The organism is Thermotoga sp. Cell2 (assembly GCF_000789375.1).
GTDB classification, from domain to species: Bacteria; Thermotogota; Thermotogae; order Thermotogales; family Thermotogaceae; genus Thermotoga; species Thermotoga petrophila.
Genome location: NZ_CP003409.1, coordinates 995,332 through 1,009,939 on the forward strand (window position 1 = coordinate 995,332; position 14,608 = coordinate 1,009,939).

The following is a 14,608-nucleotide window of genomic DNA, read 5'->3' on the forward strand; positions in this document are numbered from 1 at the left end:
TGAAAGGCCCCTTTATGTATAATATAATGTGTTGGAAAATCCAAAGAAGATAGTGGGGGAAAAGATGAGTTCTCTTAAAAAAGAACTTTTCTGGAAGATAACAATAGCTCTTATCGTTGCATTTGTTGTGATATGTGTTCTGAGTATCTTTCAGCTTTACTTTTCCGGAATAAAAACTGCCCGTGATTTCATAAGAAACGTGAACAATACTGTGACGTCCTTCATAAACGGATATTTCAGAAAATTCTATGTTGTTGATGTTTTGAGCCGCATTCCTGAAGTACGATATGCACCTTATCTGACCGATGAGGAAAGACGAAAAGTGTTGGAAATCTACAGAATTTTCCAGGAGGCAGACAGAGATATATACTATCTGTACTCGGGATACGAGAATGGACTTCTTCTGATCAACGATTACGAACCCGCAGAAGGATACGATCCAAGAGTAAGACCCTGGTACAGAGCCGCCCTCGAATCCCGACCTAAACCCACCGGTGGGATTCCCTACAGGGAGTTCAAAACAAAAGAGCTTTTGTTTTCCGTGAGCAAGGTGATCACGGACGACGAGGGAAACGTGACCGGTGTGATATCTGTTGAAACACTCCTGGAGAGACTTTTGAGTAATTTTCCTCATTCTTTTGATAACCATGAAACTGTGACAGAACCCCAACCACGCAAGCTATTCCCCTTCAGGGGGATAGGTTTGTTGTGGTGTTAATTATCTTATGATATAATTGAATGGGGTGATAGGTATGCATATCAAGAAGACAAGGTGGAGTCATTATAATCTGAACTATCATTTTGCGTGGATACCTAAATACCGCAGAAAAATCCTGGTCGGCTCCATAGCTGAAGAACTTGAACGAATACTCCGCAACACAGCAAAACAACACGGAATAGAAATACTGGCCCTCTCTATTCAGCCTGATCATGTTCATTTGTTTGTATCGGCGCCTCCAAGATTTTCACCGGCTGAGATAGCAAACCTGTTCAAGGGCGTTTCAGCGAGGAAACTGCTGGAGAAATTTCCAGAGCTTAGAACCAAAGAGGGCCTTTGGGCTCGAAGTTACTACGTTGGAACAGCCGGTAATGTTTCTGAAGAAACTATCAGGAGGTACATCGAGGAATGTCAAGACGTGTGATACGAACCTACAAACTCGCCGTACCAGGACACCTGAGTCAAACATGCGAAGAACTCAACCGCACTGCAGCAAGAATCTACAACAAAACGATGTCTCTTGTGCGAAAGATACACCAAAAGAAAGGCTTCTGGCTGTCCTGGCCCACCGCAGACAAATACATCCTCCGCTGGGCAGAAAACATCAAAATCCACGTCCACTCAAAGCAGGCATTTGTTCAGCTCTACTTTCAAGCCCTCAAAGGGTACTTCAAAGCAACCAAAAAGAATCCAGATGCAAAACCTCCCTACAAGAAAAAACGCTATCTGCCGTTCATATGGAAAGAAAGCGCTGTAAAACTTCTGCCAGACGGTACCCTAAGACTGTCTTTGGGCAAAGAACGAGAATCATTTGTTGTACAAACACCTCTCAAACCTCCCCTTCGCATCAAACAGGCAAGACTTGTCTTTGAAGATGGATACTATCTCCACCTTGCGATAGAGGTGGAGATTGAAGAGAAGAATGCTGGCTCTGGTGTTATGGCGGTCGACCTTGGAGTGCTCCGTCCCATTACGTGCTTTGATGGAAAAGAAGTCATCAGCTACCACGGAGGAGTCCTCAGCAGCACTCTTCGCTATCGAAACAAACGCCTTGCAAGTTTTCAGTCTGCCATAGCAGAGTGCAAGAAGGGATCAAGAAGGTACAACAAGCTTGTTCGTGCAAAGAAAAGAGTCCTGAGACGGCTCAGAAACCAGATCAACGACATCATGCACAAGATCACAAGTAACTTCATCGGACTGTGCCTCAGAAAGCAAATCAGAACCATCGTGATAGGAGACGTCACAGGGATCAGAGAAAGAGCGGACTACAGCGACAACGCGAACCAGAAGATCCACCAGTGGCAGTTCAGAAAACTCATCGAGATGATAAGGTACAAAGCAGAGCAGTTCGGAATCGAAGTGAAACTCATCTCAGAAGCGAATACAAGCAAGACGTGCCCTGTCTGTGGTGCAAAGAACAAGCCGAATGGAAGAAGATACCACTGCAAAGCCTGNGGTTTTGAGTATCACAGGGACGGAGTTGGAGCAATCAACATCTGGAAAAGGTATCCTGGCACAGGCCAGGTAGTAGCGGGCTTGGCCCCCGTCAGAGGTGTGAGGTTTCATCCACACCTCTGTGGCCATGGAGCATCTTTGGCTCCATGGAAGGTGGCCTGAGAGCCACCAAAAGTCCCATCCCCTTCAGGGGATTGGGAGGAGGTCAAGTGATTGCGAGGTGGGGTGGAGAAGAGTTTTTGATCCTCTGTCCTGAAACGAAGTTGAACGAAGCGGTGAGCCTCGCTGAGAGAATCAGGACTAAGATCGAGAAAGAAGTCTTTGAAAACGGCTTGAATGTAACCGTGAGCATCGGTGTTTGCGAAATGAAAGATCATGAGACAATAGACGATCTTCTCAAAGAAGCAGACGATAACCTCTATCTGGCAAAACAGCGTGGAAAAAACAGAGTGATCGGCAGATGAAGTTAAAAGATCTGTTCACCTTCTGGAAATAAATCCTTGATAGAATGGAGAAAACTGAATACAAAAGAAACGCTCTCGGGGCAGGGTGGAATTCCCGACCGGCGGTGAAAGCCCGCGAGCCCTCTCAGGAGGGTTGACCCGGTGGAATTCCGGGGCCGACGGTGAAAGTCCGGATGGGAGAGAGCGTGATGTGGAGATTATATGGGACCCGAGAGGGTCCCTTTTCTTTTACACAGGGAGGGTGTTGTATGTATGAAACTTTCATGAAAAGAGCGATAGAGCTTGCAAAGAAAGGACTTGGAAGGGTGAATCCCAACCCACCAGTTGGTGCGGTCGTTGTGAAAGACGGCAGGATAATCGCGGAGGGTTTTCATCCCTATTTTGGAGGTCCGCACGCTGAAAGGATGGCAATAGAAAGTGCAAGAAAGAAAGGAGAAGATTTACGAGGTGCAACTCTCATAGTTACCCTTGAACCCTGTGATCATCATGGAAAGACACCTCCATGCACGGATCTGATCATAGAAAGTGGAATAAAAACCGTTGTGATTGGAACAAGGGATCCAAATCCTGTTTCGGGAAACGGTGTGGAAAAATTCAGAAATCACGGTATTGAAGTGATAGAAGGTGTTTTGGAAGAAGAGGTGAAAAAGCTGTGTGAGTTTTTCATCACTTATGTGACAAAGAAAAGGCCGTTCGTTGCGCTGAAGTACGCGTCCACCTTAGATGGGAAAATAGCTGATCACAGAGGAGATTCCAAGTGGATCACAGACAAACTCAGATTCAAGGTTCACGAGATAAGAAACATCTACTCTGCTGTTCTCGTCGGTGCTGGAACGGTTTTGAAGGACAATCCTCAGCTAACCTGCAGACTGAAAGAAGGCAGAAATCCTGTGAGGGTGATCCTCGACAGAAAGGGTGTTTTGAGTGGGAAAGTGTTCAGAGTGTTCGAAGAAAACGCTCGGGTGATCGTTTTCACAGAAAGTGAAGAGGCGGAATATCCACCACACGTGGAGAAGGCCCTGAGCGATTGTTCTGTGGAGAGTATATTGAGAAATCTGTATGAAAGGGATATCGATTCTGTCTTGGTGGAAGGCGGATCGAAGGTGTTCAGTGAATTTTTGGATCACGCAGATGTGGTTTTTGGTTTTTATTCGACGAAGATTTTCGGAAAGGGGCTTGATGTCTTCTCCGGTTATCTGTCAGATGTTTCGGTTCCTCCGAAGTTCAAAGTGGTGAACGTGGAGTTTTCCGATTCGGAGTTTCTGGTGGAGATGAGACCGTGTTCACGGGAATAGTTCAGAAGGTGGAAAGAGGGCACATCAGAGGAGAGAGGATCTTCTTCAAAAGAACGTGGGAAGTGAAACTGGGAGAGAGTATAGCGGTGAACGGTGTGTGTCTGACTGTCTCCGGGCTTTCAGAAGAAGAGTACTGGTTCGATGTGGGTGAGGAAACGAGGAGGAGAACCAATCTTTTCGTTTCTCGTTTTTACAATCTTGAAAAATCTCTGGCTCTCGGCAGCAGAGTTGAAGGACACCTGGTAACAGGCCATGTGGACGGTACCGTCAGGTTTGTCGGAATGGAAAGGCGCGGAAACAGCTATTTCATGTTCTTTTCGATGCCGTCGGAAAGATGGGCGATCGTTCCAAAAGGTTCTATCACGTTGAACGGTATCAGCCTCACCGTCGTTGAAACTTCTCTGGACACGTTCAGTGTTCAGGTGATCCCACACACGTTCGAGAACACGAACCTCCAGTATCTGGTGCCCGGAGATCCCGTTAACTACGAGATCGATATCATCGCTCGCTACCTGAAAGGGGTGATAGACCGTGGAAGAACTGAGAGAGGCTTTTGAGGAAGGAAAGCCCGTCATTTTGATCGACAGAAATAGAGAGAACGAAGCAGATTTCGTTTTTCCCGCTCAACTGATCACCGAAGACGTTGTGAGCTTTTTCGTTACATACGGGAAGGGACTCTTCTGTGTTACAGCCGACGAGGAAGATCTTTTGAAGAGAGGGTTCGTAAAACTTTCCTCGAACTACGGAGCGAACTACTTCGTGCCGGTGGACTGGGGCACTGGCACGGGGATTTCAGCGTTGGAGAGGGCAGAAACGTGCAGAAAGCTTGCAGAAGGCAGGTATTTTCATGAGTTCAGATACCCGGGTCACGTCACGGTGATAGGAGGAATCGGTTTCCAGAGACGAAAAGGACACACGGAGGCATCTCTGGAAATTTCTGAGCTCGCGGGCTTCAGCCGTCACGCCGTGATCGTGGAAATTCTGGATGAGAAGGGAAATTCTCACAATTTGGATTATGTTTTGAAGCTCTCAGAAAAATTTTCCCTCCCCGTTCTGGAGATGGACGATGTCTGGCGTGAATTTGTGAAGAGAAAGCTTCTCATGAAGAAAAAAGCAGAAGCAACACTTCCAACGGATTTCGGTGTCTTCAAGGTTGTTTCTTTCGAAAACCACCTCGATGGCAAAGAACACTTCGCAATCGTTAAGGAACCCCTCGAAGATCCCGTTGCTGTGAGAATACACTCCGAATGCGTGACCGGGGATGTTCTCTCTTCTTTGAGGTGTGACTGCGGTTCACAGCTGGCGAATTTTCTCAGATACATGTCAGCTCACGGAGGTATCCTGATCTATTTGAGACAGGAAGGGAGAGGAATCGGCCTTTCGAACAAAATTGCAGCCTATTCTCTTCAGGACAAAGGTTTGGACACGGTGGAGGCAAACAGAGTTCTTGGTTTTTCTGAAGACGAAAGAGATTACGCACCGGCGGTGCAGATCTTGAAAGCCCTTGGCATCGAAAGGGTTCTTCTCTTCACCAACAACCAAAGAAAGACGGTTGGTCTTGAAAAATACGGGATCGAAGTTGTCGAAACGAAGAGACTGTACGGAAGAGTAACACCTCACAACAGGTTCTATCTTTCGACAAAAATGAAAAAGCTCGGACACGAACTCGAAGAAATCTTCAGGGAGGTGAATTCATGAAGGTTGTTCAGGGAGACTACAGAGGAGAAGGTTTGAAGATAGCCGTAGTCGTTCCTAGGTTCAACGACCTTGTCACTTCGAAACTCCTCGAGGGAGCGCTCGACGGGCTGAAAAGACACGGTGTCTCAGACGAGAACATAACGGTTGTGAGAATTCCGGGAAGTATGGAAGCGATATACACGCTCAAGAGACTCCTCGATCTCGGTGTGCATGATGCTATAATCGTTCTCGGTGCTGTGATAAGGGGAGAGACGTACCACTTCAACGTGGTGGCGAACGAGATAGGTAAAGCAGTGGCGCAGTTCAACATGACCTCTGATATTCCTATTGTTTTCGGCGTTCTCACCACGGACACCCTTGAACAGGCCCTCAACAGAGCCGGAGCAAAGAGTGGAAACAAAGGTTTTGAAGCAGCGATGGTAGCGATCGAAATGGCAAATCTCAGAAAGAGACTCAGGAGGGATGTTTTTGAATCTGATAGCAACGGCAGGTAACGACAGAATAAGGGACTTTCTTGTGAACGACTGGTACAGATCTCTGAAGGAAAATGTGGATCTGAGCAACACAGACGTTCTCGTCATAAACTACGGTCTCACAGGACTTCCTAAAGAGGTTATCAACTTTCCGGCTGTGGAGCGTTCTGGACTCATAAACAACACGCGTTTCATCAATCTTGCCATTTTTCTTGAGAATCATCCTGAGTACGATCAGATCCTGTTTTGTGATGGCGGAGACATCATCTTCCAGAGTGACATCTCGCACCTATTCGAGGAACACAGAGATGCTTTTCGAGCGGTTGTGGAGCAGTTGAGTCCACCCATTGATCTCGTGGTGAAGGAAGAAGACCTTGTGAATGGAAAGGAGATAAAGTCTTTTCTTTCAAACAAAAAGCTCTTCAACGTGGGTGTGATAATAGCACCAAGGGAAGGTTTCCTCGAGTTCGCAAGAACAATGGAGAGACGTCTGAAAAACATAAACGTCTGGGGTGGAGATACTGTCATTGGAAACTACGTGATCTACAAGAATCCTCATGTGGAACTTCCTTCGAAGTACAACTTCATCCCTTCAACGGCCCGAGAAAAATTCTACGTGAAAGATTCGAAGTTCTATCTCGAAAATGGTGAACTCATTCCCATCGTTCACAACGCTGGGAGGTACAGATTTCTCAGACCGGTGAAAGATTTCGGTTACGGCCCCGGAAAGAACAGGGTAAACAAGTTCAACATATGGATGTTCAGAATGCTCTTCAGCGTGAGTAACTTTCTGAAAATGAAGTGAGGGAACTCTCCCTCACTTCGTTTTGAGGTATTTCAGTGCATCGAGTTCGTCTCCAATTATGAGAATTCCTTTCTCGATGGATCTGTAAACCTCCATCGTTCTCCAGAATTCGTAGAAGTCCTTGTCTTTTGAAAACACCTCCGCGTAGATCTTCACCGCGCTTGCTTCTCCGGTTCCCTTGATTTGCTCTGCTTTGCTTTGAGCTTCCGCGATCAGAACCTTCGCTGTTTTGTCGGCTTCCGCACGTATCTTTCTTGCCTCTTTCTCACCTTCAGCCCTGATCTGTGCAGCGATGCTGTATCTCTCCGCTTTCATTCTTTCGTACACGGCCTTTTCGTTCTCAGCGGGGAGGTCGGCGTGCTTCACCCTCACATCGACCGCTTCTATGCCGAAGTCCTTCAGATCTTCTCTTGAAAGAGCCGTGACTTCCCTCAAAAGGTCTTCTCTCTTCTCGGAGATGATCTCGTCGAAGTTCGCTTTTGCGAAGATGTTCCTCACGTGTGAGTAAACCACATCGTCGATTCTTGGAAGAGCGAGCTTCACGCTCTTCAGTGATTTTATGAACGCTTCCGCATCTTTTATCCTCCAGAGAACGTACGTGTCTATCACGAGTGTTTTCTTGTCGGCGGCTATGATCTTTTCTGGTTCTATATCGTAGAGGAGGATTCTTTTATCGAATCTCACCACATTATCAACGAACGGCTGTTTGAAGTGAAGCCCAGGTTCCGTTTCTACTGCAACGATCTTTCCGAACCTCAGAACCACCGCTTGCTGTGTCTGATCCAGGACGTAAAAAGAAGGATCGCACCCACCACGATCAGAATGATCAGAAGAGAAATCATCCAGATTTTCATTTTCCCATCCCCTTCAGAAGGTCGGAAATGTTGAGAATGTTCAGAGAATCACCGTTTCCCACGAAGAAAACCTTGTTTTCGGATTTTTCAAGCAAAGATTGGAGAGCGTCGAGGAGCATTCGTTTTCTCGTGATATCAGGAGCCTTTGAGTATTCTTCCAGCACCTCTTCGAATCTTTTCGCTTCGCCGAGTGCTTTCAAATAAACTTCCTGAGCGTAGGCCTCTGCCTGTCTCAGTATCTCTTGTGCCTGTCCCTGGGCTTTTGGAACAACGTCGTTGGCGTATTTTCTTGCCTCGTTTATGAGACGTTCTTTGTCCTGACGAGCGTTGTTCACATCGTCGAAGGCGTCAACAACGGGATCTGGCGGGACCACTTCCTGGAGATAAACGTTTTCCACCTTTATACCGCAGTTGTAGGAATCGAGAATCTCCTGGAGCATCCGGGCAGTTTCGAATCCTATTTCATCTCTTCCTGAGGTGAGCACGTCGTCGATGCTTCTCATCGCTACCTTCTCACGAAGAACAGATTCTGTTGTGAATCTCACGATGGAATCCGCTTCTGTGATGTTGAAGGCGTAAGCGACGGGGTCTTTCACCCTGTACTGAACCACCGCTTCCACACTCACGAGGTTGTTGTCTCCTGTGATCATTATGGCTTCTTGAGGAACCGACTGGTAAGAGATCCTCTCCCCTCGTTGAATGCTTCTGAATCCTATTTCGATCTTTCTCACAGTTGTGACGTCGACGGTCACATGAGACTGAATCGGATATGGCAGGTGGTAGTGGATTCCTGAAGGAACGACCGAGGTGAATCTTCCAAAAGTCTTGAGGAGGGTGACTTCGGAGGGTCCTACCTGATACACACCGGTGAGAAAGTAGATTCCCAGCACAATGAAAACGACTATCCACACGTATTTTCGCACCCCATCACCCCCTATTTATCCACCTTTCCCTTCACAAGGTACCACAGGTAGAGATCGAACTTCCCGGGAGATTCTCCAAACGCTTCGGCGACTTTTCTGAGGATCTCTTCCACGTAGAGATATCTTTTCTTACTCCATCCTTTTGGTATCTCCTGAATCAGGCCGTGTCTTTTCATGAGTCTCAAAACGTGTTTATCCAAAATGGCGAGGTCTTCCACACCGGTGTTTCTGAGAAAGTGGCTTGCCTCTTTCCAGCCGATCCCCTTTGCGTTTCTTACTAGGAACTCTCTGGATTGAAAAGGATCACCCTTCACAAGGTTCTTCAACTTTCCCAGCAGTTTTCTGTTTTCTACTATGAACTCGGCTCTCTTTTGAGGATACCTGTGTCCAACCTCTCTCAGTTTCTCCGCGAGTTCCTCAAGGGGAAGATGCACAAAACCCTTTCCGATTTCTTTCTGCGCTCTAATTCCACCTTCCGCACTCCAGTTGGCTGTGAGAACACAGAAAGAGAGTTCACAGAAGAGATCCTCTTCTGTTCCTTCTTCGCCCAATCTTTTGAACTCTTCGAACCGCTGTTCAACGAGCGGTTTTGCTTCTTCTCGTATCCTTTCAAGTTCTTTCAGCAGTTCTTCCAAGTTCTCACTCCCACTCTATAGTTGCAGGCGGTTTTGAAGTTATATCGTAGACCACTCTGCCGATACCTTTCACTTCTCTTGTGATCCTTCTTGCTGCCTCGTCCAGTATATCATGCGGAATCCTGGACCAGTCTGCGGTCATCCCCTCCACGCTGTTCACGGCTCGAAGCGCCACCACGTACTCATACGCCCTCGCGTCACCCTTCACGCCTACGCTTTTTATAGGAAGAAGAACCGCAAACGCCTGCCACACTTTATCGTAGTAGTCATGCTTTCTGAGAGTTTCTATGAATATGTAGTCCGCTTCTCTCAGGATTTCGAGCTTTTCTTCCGTGACCTCTCCCAGCACCCTCACGGCGAGTCCAGGGCCAGGGAACGGATGCCTGTTTATGATCCTGTCCGGTATGCCGAGATACTTTCCTACTTTTCTCACCTCGTCTTTGAAGAGGTCTCTGAGGGGTTCTACCAGTTTCAGGTTCATCTTCTCTGGAAGACCGCCCACGTTGTGGTGGCTCTTTATCTTCGCAGTCGTCTTTCCGGATGCGGCGCTTTCTATGACGTCTGAATAGATCGTTCCCTGAACAAGAAATTCCACATCGTGTTTTTTCGCTTCCTCTTCGAACACTCGTATGAATTCTTCTCCTATGATCTTCCTCTTCTTCTCCGGATCCGTGACTCCTCTGAGTTTTTCGAGAAATCTCTTCCTGGCATCCACAACAACCAGATTCATGTCGAAGTGTTCCTTGAAGACTCTCTCCACTTCTTCTCGCTCGTTCTTTCTGAGAAGGCCGTGGTCCACGAAGACACACACGAGGTTCTTTCCTATCGCTCTGTGCACGAGGACCGCTGCAACGGAAGAATCTACCCCTCCAGAAAGCGCGAGGATCGCTTTTTTGTTCCCTATGGTCTCTTTGATGTGTCTTATTTTCTCTTCCACGAGGTCTCCTATCTTCCAGTTTTTCTCAAGCTTACACACATTGAAGAGGAAGTTGGAAATCATACGATCACCGTACTCGGTGTGGTGCACTTCCGGGTGGAACTGGAGCAGCCAGAACCTTTTTCCATCTGTGGCAGCGGCGATCACACCCGTTTCGGACACAGCGATCGGGTGGAACCCTTCCGGAAGTCTCACCACCTCATCGCCGTGGCTCATCCAGACGTGAACCTTCTCCGGAATTCCTTCGAATATCGGATCCCTCGAGAGCTCCACGAGGGTTCTTCCGTACTCCCCTCGTCCTCTCCTGACCTCTCCTCCTAGTTCTTTCACGATCAGCTGCATTCCATAACAAATAGCGAGTACTGGGCCTTTGTATTCTTGGAACCACTCTGGAAGCTTTGGGGCGTCCTCTTCATAAACGCTTCTTGGACCACCGGAGAGGATCACGGCGTCTACTTTTGAAAGGTCCACCTTGTCATCGGGGAAAACCACTTCGGAATAGACCTCGTTTTCTCTGATCCTTCTCGTTATGAGTCTGGAATACTGAGAGCCGTAATCCACGACGAGTACCAACTCGATCCCTCCCGGTTTCTTTTGATACTATTAAATCATATTCAGATTTAACTCAATGGAAATTTGTGTTGAAGGAAAAAGTTCTAAAATCGAAGTTCAGGAGGGATCGAATTTGATTGGAAGACTGTTCTTCCTTTTCTTGAGGATCTCCGCCCTCACCATAGGTGGAGGATACGCCATGATTCCCGTGATGAAATGGGAACTGGAAAGATCCGGCCTTTTGACGGAGAAAGAATTCTTTCGTATCGTGAGCACAGCTCAGGTGGTACCGGGTCCTATCGCCTTCAACACTGCGGTGCTTGTGGGAAGGAGACTCGCAGGTATCTACGGTGCGATCGCCTCTGGATTGGCCGTTGTGCTACCACCGTTTTTTGCCATAGTTGCGGTTGCAGAAGTGATACGCGCTCTTTCAGGAATCAGCTACGTTCGGAGTTTTCTGAGAGGTGCTTACGCTTCCATAATCGGACTTGTAGGGAGTGTTCTGTACCGGCTTGTGAAAAACCAGCGCTGGAATCTCTACAGAGCCGTTATGATAGGAGTAGCGGTTTTCGTTCTGCTTCTCAATGGATCCCTCGTGATTCCGGTGGTCATTTTGCTCGTTCTGCTTCTGTATCTGAAGGAGGTATGAACCTTGCTGAAACTCGCCTTCATTTTTCTGAAGATCGGTTTTCTTTCTTTTGGCGGTGGATGGGCGATCGTTGGAATACTCAAGAACGAACTCGTCACCGGTGGCTTTCTCTCTCCTGAGGAGTTCTCTCAGGCGGTTTCGATCGCTCAAATGACTCCAGGTCCCGTTGCGATAAACCTGGCAACTTACACGGGATACAAATTCTTTGGTCTGATAGGTGCTGTGTTGAACACACTCGCTTTCCTTGGGGCTCCCATTCTGGTTATCACCACTGCTATTTTCCTCAGAAAATACGTGAAGCTTCAGAGAGTGAGGTTGATGAAAGCGCTCGAAGGGGCCACCACAACCCTTTTGATCGTGACGCTCCTTTCGCTTCTCAGTTCCGTTCAGAATCCTGTGTTGATCCTGCTTTCTGCTGCCGCTTTTGTGTGTTCTTTCTTCAAGGTGCACCCTCTTTTCATCATTTTTGGGTGTGGAGTGATCGGAGCGATCCTCGGTTTCTGATAAAATATCACAGGAAAAGGAGGTGCTGAGAGTGGCAGAACTCTCGACGAGATACAATCCAGCTGAGATAGAGACCAAATGGTACAGATACTGGGAAGAAAAAGGCTACTTCACACCGAAAGGTGTCGGAGAGAAATTCTCCATTGTGATACCGCCTCCAAACATCACCGGAAGGATCCACATGGGGCACGCTCTGAACATAACTCTCCAGGATATCGTGGTCAGATACAAGAGAATGAAAGGGTACGATGTCCTCTGGGTACCCGGAGAAGACCACGCGGGTATCGCTACGCAGAACGCGGTGGAAAAGTTCCTTCTTCAAACACAGGGAAAGACGAGGGAGGAAATCGGAAGAGAAAAGTTCCTTGAGATCACCTGGGAGTGGGCTAACAAATACAGGAGGGAAATAAGAGAACAGATAAAGGCTCTTGGAGCCTCGGTGGACTGGACAAGGGAGAGGTTCACACTGGACGAGGGGCTTAGCAGAGCCGTAAGGAAGGTGTTTGTTGAGCTCTACAGGAAGGGTCTGATATACAGAGGAAAGTACATAGTGAACTGGTGTCCAAGGTGTAAAACGGTGCTCTCGGACGAGGAAGTCGAACACAAGGAACACAAGTCCAAACTCTACTACGTGAAGTATCCCGTCAAAGATTCCGATGAGTACATCGTTGTGGCAACCACAAGACCCGAGACGATGCTCGGTGACACGGCCGTCGCCGTTCACCCGGAGGATGAAAGGTACAAAAACTTCGTCGGTAAGACGCTCATTCTTCCGCTCGTTGGAAGAGAAATACCCGTTGTCGCGGACAAGTACGTTGACCCGAAGTTCGGAACGGGTGCGGTGAAGGTAACCCCTGCGCACGACCCGAACGACTATCTCATAGCTCAAAGACACAACCTTCCAATGATAGAAATCTTCGATGACAACGCGAGGATAAACGAAAACGGTGGAAAATACAAAGGACTGGACAGGTACGAGGCGAGAGAGAAAATAGTGAAGGATCTTGAAGAACAGGGCTTTCTCGTCAAGATAGAGGATTACACTCATTCTGTTGGGCACTGCTACAGATGTGACACGGTGATAGAACCGAAGCTTTCCGACCAGTGGTTCGTTTCCACAAAACCGCTTGCCAAAAGAGCTATTGAGGCCGTAGAAAATGGAGAGATAAGGTTCTTCCCGGAGAGATGGACGAAGGTCTATCTGAACTGGATGTACGAAATCAGGGACTGGTGTATCTCCAGACAGCTCTGGTGGGGCCACAGGATTCCCGTCTGGTACTGTCAGGATTGCGGCCATCTGAACGTCTCCGAAGAAGACGTGGAAAAGTGCGAAAAGTGTGGCTCCAAAAATCTGAAACAAGACGAAGACGTACTCGATACGTGGTTCTCCTCCGCACTCTGGCCGTTCTCGACCCTCGGCTGGCCCGAAGAAACCGAAGATCTCAAGAGGTATTACCCAACCGACCTTCTCGTTACGGGTTTTGACATCATCTTCTTCTGGGTCGCAAGGATGATCATGATGGGATACGAGTTCATGAACGACAAGCCTTTCAGTCATGTGTACATACACCAGCTTGTCAGGGACAAGTACGGAAGGAAGATGAGCAAATCCCTCGGAAACGGTATCGATCCTCTCGAGGTGATAGACGAATACGGTGCCGATCCGATGAGATTCACCCTCGCGATACTCGCCGCTCAGGGAAGAGACATAAAGCTCGATCCGAGGTACTTCGACGCTTACAAGAAGTTCGCGAACAAGATATGGAACGCCACGAGGTTTGTTCTGATGAACCTTGAAGATTACAAAGAAGTTCCTCTCGAAAACCTCAAGACAGTCGACAAATGGATTCTCACGAGACTCAACAAAACGGTGGAAGAAGTCACAAACGCTCTCGAGAACTACGACTTCAACATCGCAGCAAGGACCATTTACAACTTCTTCTGGGATGATTTCTGTGACTGGTACATAGAGGCTTCAAAGCCGAGGTTGAAGACCGAAGAGAGGTACCTTGTTCAGACGGTGCTTGTGAAGGTGCTGGATGCGTCCTTGAGACTCCTTCACCCGTTCATGCCGTTCCTCACAGAAGAACTCTGGCAGAAACTTCCTGTGGCCGGTGAATCCATAGCGATAGCGAAGTGGCCAGAGGTCGAGAGAGAACTCATCGATGAAACCGCAGAGAAGGAATTCACCAGGCTCATGAACATGGTGCGTGGTGTCAGGAATGTGAGGGCTGAGATGAATCTGCCGCAGTCTCAGAAAGTGAAGGTGTACATCAAGGGTTACGAGATCACGGAAGAGGAAAAACTTCTTCTCGAAACCCTTGGAAACATAGAAGAAGTGAGTTTCGTGAACGAAAAACCACCGAAGACAGCAACAGCCTACGTTGAGGAAGAAATAGAGGTCTACGTGGATCTTGGAGGGCTCATAGATTTCGAAAAGGAAAAAGAGAGATTGAAACAGATCATGGAGAAGATCCAGAAAGAAATAGATCGTCTGGAGAAGAAACTCGCAAACAAAGACTTTGTCGAAAAGGCACCTGAGGAAGTGATCGAAGAAACGAAAGAAAAACTCAACACCAACAGGGAACGTCTCGCAAGGCTCGAATCCATCCTCAGAGATCTAGAATGAAAAAGAGGGGCCAAAGC

General features: G+C 47.7%; 16 protein-coding genes and 1 riboswitch. Of the genes, 12 read left to right on the top strand and 4 right to left on the bottom strand.

The features are described from left to right. Positions 1-64 precede the first annotated feature (64 nt). From CELL2_RS04960 to CELL2_RS05000, 9 genes are all read left to right on the top strand, one after another. A complete protein-coding gene (locus CELL2_RS04960) occupies positions 65-718 on the top strand; it encodes a cache domain-containing protein (protein WP_231556561.1) in 654 nt (217 codons plus the stop codon). 34 nt (positions 719-752) lie between these two features. Continuing rightward, entirely contained in the window at positions 753-1,142 is a 390-nt protein-coding gene (gene tnpA, locus CELL2_RS04965) for an IS200/IS605 family transposase (protein ID WP_008194358.1), read from the top strand. Next, positions 1,127-2,335 carry an RNA-guided endonuclease TnpB family protein gene (locus CELL2_RS04970; RefSeq protein WP_039446217.1) on the top strand — a complete coding sequence of 403 codons (1,209 nt, stop codon included), beginning with the start codon at positions 1,127-1,129 and terminating at the stop codon, positions 2,333-2,335. The genes tnpA and CELL2_RS04970 overlap by 16 nt, the downstream gene beginning before the upstream one ends. Before the next feature lie 47 nt (positions 2,336-2,382). After that, positions 2,383-2,637: a GGDEF domain-containing protein gene (locus tag CELL2_RS04975; RefSeq protein WP_004082375.1), complete on the top strand. Its 255-nt coding sequence runs from the start codon at positions 2,383-2,385 to the stop codon at positions 2,635-2,637. A 67-nt stretch (positions 2,638-2,704) separates the two neighbouring features. Further along, positions 2,705-2,826, top strand: a riboswitch (FMN riboswitch). A gap of 59 nt (positions 2,827-2,885) precedes the next feature. Further along, positions 2,886-3,932: a bifunctional diaminohydroxyphosphoribosylaminopyrimidine deaminase/5-amino-6-(5-phosphoribosylamino)uracil reductase RibD gene (gene ribD, locus CELL2_RS04980; protein ID WP_038033144.1), complete on the top strand. Its 1,047-nt coding sequence runs from the start codon at positions 2,886-2,888 to the stop codon at positions 3,930-3,932. Beyond that, positions 3,917-4,489, top strand: coding sequence for a riboflavin synthase (locus tag CELL2_RS04985; RefSeq protein WP_004082373.1), 573 nt, complete (start codon positions 3,917-3,919; stop codon positions 4,487-4,489). The genes ribD and CELL2_RS04985 overlap by 16 nt, the downstream gene beginning before the upstream one ends. Next, positions 4,464-5,630 (top strand): bifunctional 3,4-dihydroxy-2-butanone-4-phosphate synthase/GTP cyclohydrolase II, encoded by a 1,167-nt coding sequence (locus CELL2_RS04990; protein ID WP_038033143.1) that lies wholly within the window; start codon positions 4,464-4,466, stop codon positions 5,628-5,630. Before CELL2_RS04985 ends, CELL2_RS04990 begins: the two co-directional genes overlap by 26 nt. Further along, positions 5,627-6,124 carry a 6,7-dimethyl-8-ribityllumazine synthase gene (gene ribH, locus CELL2_RS04995; protein ID WP_004082371.1) on the top strand — a complete coding sequence of 166 codons (498 nt, stop codon included), beginning with the start codon at positions 5,627-5,629 and terminating at the stop codon, positions 6,122-6,124. The genes CELL2_RS04990 and ribH overlap by 4 nt, the downstream gene beginning before the upstream one ends. Further along, positions 6,093-6,908 carry a glycosyltransferase gene (locus CELL2_RS05000; protein ID WP_128080941.1) on the top strand — a complete coding sequence of 272 codons (816 nt, stop codon included), beginning with the start codon at positions 6,093-6,095 and terminating at the stop codon, positions 6,906-6,908. Before ribH ends, CELL2_RS05000 begins: the two co-directional genes overlap by 32 nt. 12 nt (positions 6,909-6,920) lie before the next feature. On the opposite strand, the gene hflC is transcribed toward CELL2_RS05000, so the two are convergent. From hflC to guaA, 4 genes are all read right to left on the bottom strand, one after another. Then, positions 6,921-7,673, bottom strand: coding sequence for a protease modulator HflC (gene hflC, locus CELL2_RS05005; RefSeq protein ID WP_241208621.1), 753 nt, complete (start codon positions 7,671-7,673; stop codon positions 6,921-6,923). An 85-nt stretch (positions 7,674-7,758) separates the two neighbouring features. Then, on the bottom strand, positions 7,759-8,685 hold the full coding sequence (gene hflK / locus CELL2_RS05010; RefSeq protein ID WP_038033138.1) for an FtsH protease activity modulator HflK: 927 nt from the start codon (positions 8,683-8,685) through the stop codon (positions 7,759-7,761). An 11-nt stretch (positions 8,686-8,696) separates the two neighbouring features. After that, the gene (locus tag CELL2_RS05015; protein ID WP_004082367.1) at positions 8,697-9,320 is read right to left on the bottom strand and encodes an N-glycosylase/DNA lyase; all 624 of its coding nucleotides are present in this window, start codon (positions 9,318-9,320) and stop codon (positions 8,697-8,699) included. A gap of 4 nt (positions 9,321-9,324) precedes the next feature. After that, on the bottom strand, positions 9,325-10,830 hold the full coding sequence (gene guaA / locus CELL2_RS05020) for a glutamine-hydrolyzing GMP synthase (RefSeq protein ID WP_038033136.1): 1,506 nt from the start codon (positions 10,828-10,830) through the stop codon (positions 9,325-9,327). 112 nt (positions 10,831-10,942) lie between these two features. Between guaA and CELL2_RS05025 the strand changes: the two genes are divergently transcribed. Genes CELL2_RS05025 through CELL2_RS05035 form a run of 3 tightly spaced genes read left to right on the top strand, consistent with a single transcriptional unit; the run spans position 10,943 to position 14,591 of the window. After that, positions 10,943-11,458: a chromate transporter gene (locus tag CELL2_RS05025; RefSeq protein ID WP_012896292.1), complete on the top strand. Its 516-nt coding sequence runs from the start codon at positions 10,943-10,945 to the stop codon at positions 11,456-11,458. A gap of 3 nt (positions 11,459-11,461) precedes the next feature. Beyond that, positions 11,462-11,962, top strand: a complete 501-nt coding sequence (locus tag CELL2_RS05030) for a chromate transporter (protein ID WP_004082364.1) — start codon at positions 11,462-11,464, stop codon at positions 11,960-11,962. Between the two features lie 31 nt (positions 11,963-11,993). Next, positions 11,994-14,591, top strand: coding sequence for a valine--tRNA ligase (locus CELL2_RS05035; RefSeq protein ID WP_038033134.1), 2,598 nt, complete (start codon positions 11,994-11,996; stop codon positions 14,589-14,591). Positions 14,592-14,608 lie beyond the last annotated feature (17 nt).